This is a genomic window from Pseudomonas tremae (assembly GCF_001401155.1).
GTDB classification, from domain to species: domain Bacteria; phylum Pseudomonadota; class Gammaproteobacteria; order Pseudomonadales; family Pseudomonadaceae; genus Aquipseudomonas; species Aquipseudomonas tremae.
This window is the reverse complement of sequence record NZ_LJRO01000282.1, coordinates 1-418: the sequence shown is the minus strand read 5'-3', so window position 1 is coordinate 418 and position 418 is coordinate 1. Positions and strand designations below refer to the sequence as shown.

Sequence of the window (418 nt, the reverse complement as noted above, 5' to 3'; positions counted from 1 at the left end):
GTGCGGCTCAAGGCGGCTGGTGAGAGGGAGTTAGGGCAGAACCTGCATCCGCACATGCTGCGTCACTCGTTCGCCAACCACCTGCTGGAGTCGTCACAGGACTTGCGCGCCGTGCAGGAGCTGCTGGGTCATGCGGACATCAAGACCACGCAGATATATACGCACCTGGACTTCCAGCATTTGGCTACTGTTTATGACAGCGCCCATCCCCGAGCCAAACGTAAAGGAGCTGCAGATGATTAAGCTGGTGACGTTTGATCTTGACGACACGCTCTGGGACACCGCCCCTGCCATTGCCGGTGCCGAAGTCACGCTACGTGACTGGCTGGGCGAAAACGCGCCCAGGCTGGGGGCGATTCCTGTCGAGCACCTGTGGGAAATTCGCTCGCGCCTTGTGGCTGAAGACCCATCCTTCAAG

At 59.6% G+C, this 418-nt stretch carries 1 protein-coding gene and 1 pseudogene; both read left to right on the top strand.

The genetic code is table 11. The annotated features are described in order from the left end of the window. A partial coding sequence (locus ALO43_RS16770) for a tyrosine-type recombinase/integrase (RefSeq protein ID WP_157062316.1) occupies positions 1 to 243 on the top strand: 243 nt, incomplete at its 5' end. Further along, positions 236 to 418, top strand: a pseudogene (locus tag ALO43_RS16765) (HAD family hydrolase); the annotation flags it as partial. The gene ALO43_RS16770 and the pseudogene ALO43_RS16765, both read left to right, overlap by 8 nt.